4 protein-coding genes are annotated in these 3,425 nt (G+C 68.8%); 1 reads left to right on the top strand and 3 read right to left on the bottom strand.

Annotation, left to right across the window (positions count from 1 at the left end):
- Nucleotides 1-548: 548 nt before the first annotated feature.
- Entirely contained in the window at nucleotides 549-965 is a 417-nt protein-coding gene (locus E1287_RS42580; RefSeq protein WP_131971730.1) for an HIT family protein, read from the bottom strand.
- 54 nt (nucleotides 966-1,019) lie between these two features.
- On the opposite strand from E1287_RS42580, the gene E1287_RS45280 reads away from it, so the two are divergent.
- Nucleotides 1,020-1,253 carry a hypothetical protein gene (locus E1287_RS45280; protein ID WP_207934811.1) on the top strand — a complete coding sequence of 78 codons (234 nt, stop codon included), beginning with the start codon at nucleotides 1,020-1,022 and terminating at the stop codon, nucleotides 1,251-1,253.
- Between the two features lie 493 nt (nucleotides 1,254-1,746).
- Here E1287_RS45280 and E1287_RS42570 read toward each other — a convergent pair whose 3' ends face one another.
- Together E1287_RS42570 and E1287_RS45275 are read right to left on the bottom strand one after the other, a co-directional pair.
- Nucleotides 1,747-3,027: a hypothetical protein gene (locus E1287_RS42570; protein WP_131971728.1), complete on the bottom strand. Its 1,281-nt coding sequence runs from the start codon at nucleotides 3,025-3,027 to the stop codon at nucleotides 1,747-1,749.
- Nucleotides 3,028-3,235: 208 nt separating this feature from the next.
- Nucleotides 3,236-3,425 (bottom strand): hypothetical protein (locus tag E1287_RS45275; RefSeq protein ID WP_207934810.1); only part of this gene is annotated, 190 nt, incomplete at its 5' end.

Genomic DNA, 3,425 nt, shown 5'->3' with positions numbered 1-3,425 from the left:
CCGCCCGGACCCAGCCCGGCCCGATCGCAGCACCGCGCAGTCGCAGCGCGGCCGGCCTCAGCGCCGCCTAGTCGCGGCGCCGCCCGGTCCCAGCACAGCCCGGGCCCAGCACGGCCCGGCCCCAGCGCCCGGTGGCAGTGCCGCCAGGTGGCAGCGCGACGCGGTCCCAGCGCCGCCCGGACCCAGCGCCGCCCGGACCCAGCCCGGCCCGATCGCAGCCCGGCCCGATCGCAGCCCGGCCCGATCGCAGCCCGGCCCGATCGCAGCACCGCGCAGTCGCAGCGCGGCCGGAGCCAGCGCCGCCTGGTCGCGGCGCCGGCCGGTCCCAGCGCCAGCCAGTCACCGGTGCACGGCGGTGCCGCATCACCGCTCAGTGCGATGCCCCCACCTACGCGGACGCGGTCGTCTCGGCCGCCGTCCCACCGCGACGCGTCTAGCATGATCACGCCCACGGGCCTGCTGCGAGGGTGTCGGCGTACTAGCTGATGTGCAGAGTGGGAGTACGGGTAAGCGCGCAGAGGTGGTCGGGTCTCGTCCACCAATGCCGCCTAATCGTGCGATCTCAGCGCGTTGGTCAGCTCCGCGATCGGGTCAGCGGTGACGCGGTGACGGGACTGTCCAGCGGGCCAGGTCGAGAATCCGTCGTCGGGCCAACGCGGAATCAGATGGAAGTGCAGATGCGGGACCGATTGTTCCGAGTTGGGGCCGCTGGCATGAAGAATATTCACGCCGCTGGCGCCGAGGGTGACGCGTATGGCCTTGGCCAGGCGCTGGACCAACGTCATGACCTCAGAGAGCAGGCCGGACGGCGTGTCGAAGATATCGGTGTAGTGACGTGTTGGAATGACCAGTGTGTGTCCTGGCGCGAGGGGACGACGTAGCGGCGCGAAAGCGGCAGCGGAGGGCTCACGAGTGACCCAGCGCGCGGTGCCCGAGTTGAGCAGGTCGCAGAAGATGCACTCCATGAGGGCGATAGTGCTACTTCGGGCAGTGGAAGGAACTCAGCCGGTGGTGGCGACTTGGGTCTCGACGACGGCGAGCCGGTTGATTTTGAGCCGGTAGCTTGGTCCGTTGCTGGGGATGACTTCGCCGTGGTGCGGGAAACGGTCGAGGATGGCGGCGGCAAGGACCTCGTCGCCGAATACGCTTCCCATTCAGAGAAGGCTTTGTTGCTGGTCAGCAGGTCGAGCCTTCTCATTAATTTTGGAGATCGTCTGGAAGACCGGGTTGGCTTCATCACGTGCCAGCGGTAGGTAGCCGACTTCGTCCAGCACGAGAATGTGCGGGCGGAGATAGACGCATCGGGGACGATGGCGTGCAGGCTGACGGTGGCCGAAGAAGCGCGCACCTCCACCAGTTGCCGGGGGAACATCCCGGCCGCGGGGACGGAGTAGAGGTTGGCCTCGAAGGCGACCAGACAGTCCTTGCCGACGTGCCGCAGATGCCGGTCCGTCCCAGCTACGGGCAGGCCGAACCGCCCGCAGTCGGCGGGCCCGCACTCCGATCACCTCACCGTGGGTACGGCGCGCGGCGCGGCGGCACAGCGGCACCCACGACAGGAATGCTTTATCCAGCTCGTCGAAAGATGCAAACGACCGGCCAGCCAGCACATGGTCGCGGACGATGGTGACCTACCGCTCGACCCGGGGCCTCGAGCAGCATCTCCACGCGAGGAAGAACGCGCCGAAGCCTGCGCCCGCGCGGGGGTGCCGCCGGGAGAGGCGATGCGCTCGTCTGCGACGGCGATTACTTGCGGCGGCGGCCGTGCTTGCGCTTGGTGATGGAGGGGGACTGGGCGATACGGACGTTCACGCCCCCGCCGGAACGCTTACCAAGCGCTGCGGGACGACGCGAGACCTTCGCCTTCTCCCCTGACACAGCGAGGGCCTTCGCATCGCCAGCGGACGGAACTGACTCCCCCTGCGCGTCCTTGTCCTTCTCAACAACGGCCAAGACCGGAGCCGTCTTGGCGCGTGCCTCGGCACGTGCGATCTGCCGACGCGCCTGACTGACCCGCTTCCGCCCGGTCCCGCTACGCGCAATGCGGGCCGCCATGCCGCTGTTGCTCGTTCCCGCCTGGGCGACGCGCAAGCGGCGCGTCCAGGTCCCGAGATGCGCGGCGGCGATCAGCAGGACCAGCGCGATGCCCACGCTCTTGCCCCACTGGAGCCGTTCGGTCGCTGCAACGTTCTGAGTTCTCGGCGAATCAGCGGCGATCTGTGGCGCGGGGTAGGCGAAGCCGGGCGTCGCGCCGTCCGGTTGGACGGACGGGAGGGTAACCGGCGACTCGTTATTGAACGGCGTCAGCGGTGTTCCGGCCCCAGGCACACCGCTCCCCGAGGGCAGGGACGGCGCGGCACCCCCAGGCAGGGCAGCGGAACCGGCGGCCATGGCGCTCGCAGTGGTGGTGCCCGAGTACAGCGACCCGCCCGACCCGGTTGGACGCCGCGCCCGGACGCCCACGGACACCGGCCCACTCGACCGGGTCATCGAGAGGCTGGCGGAGCAGTTCGTCCCCTGACAGAGCGAGCTGACCGAACCGGACGTTGATCGGACACCGGAGCCCGAGAGCGTGTAGCCGTTGAGGTCGTCCTCAAGGCCGCGGTTCCACTTCACCACGAGCTTGTTGCCCGACACTCGCGCGGACACTCCGGTGGGCGCGGCCGGCGCGATACGCACCTGGAAGGTGCTGTCGCCGTAGACGTGACCGGTCTGCTTGCCCCTCAGGTAGACGGTGTAGCTGCCGTTTCGAGGGATCGGGAACGTCCCGGACAGGCTGCCCGCAAGAAACCGCTCCTGCAGAACCCTGTCGCCGATCCCGGGGCCCCTCACCCGCAGCTGCATCGTGAGCGCGAAATCGAAGCGAGCCTTGGCGGTCAGCTGCGAGCCGCTCGTGACGACCGAGTTGTCCGCCGGGGCAGTGACGCCCGTCGAGGCGGCCTGCGCGGGCAAGGCCGCGAGTACCGGAACACCCATCGCAAGTGGCGCCGCGACTGCGACTGCACCGATCCTGCGAGTGATGGTCACGGCCTCAATCCCTTCGACAACGTCCCGCTCGCCTCGCCCCGACTCGCGGGGCGCACCGTGCCGAGTGATAACTACGTGCTTACGGCACAGTAACGTACCACTCAGTAGCAAAAGTCACAGAGAGATGACAAAGAGGCAGGGTGTTTCATCCTCCCGCGCCCTATTGACACTCTGTGCAACGAGCCGCATCGCGCCAGGCTACGCCGTTTCACCTCACAGGGCCAGCCCGTGCCCGTGACATAACCTCCAGGGCGCCGATCCCCATGGGAACCCTCACGTCCACCGTCACCGAGACCTCCACGACGTCCCCCTCCACCCGACAGCGCGCCACCCGCGCCCCTGACTGAACCGCAATGCTCTCCGCCCTCCCGCACGCGCCTCTCCTGCCCTCCGCCACC

Origin of the sequence: Actinomadura sp. KC06 (assembly GCF_004348735.1) — a bacterium.
Taxonomy (GTDB): domain Bacteria; phylum Actinomycetota; class Actinomycetes; order Streptosporangiales; family Streptosporangiaceae; genus Spirillospora.
This window is presented reverse-complemented; position numbering and strand designations above follow the sequence as displayed.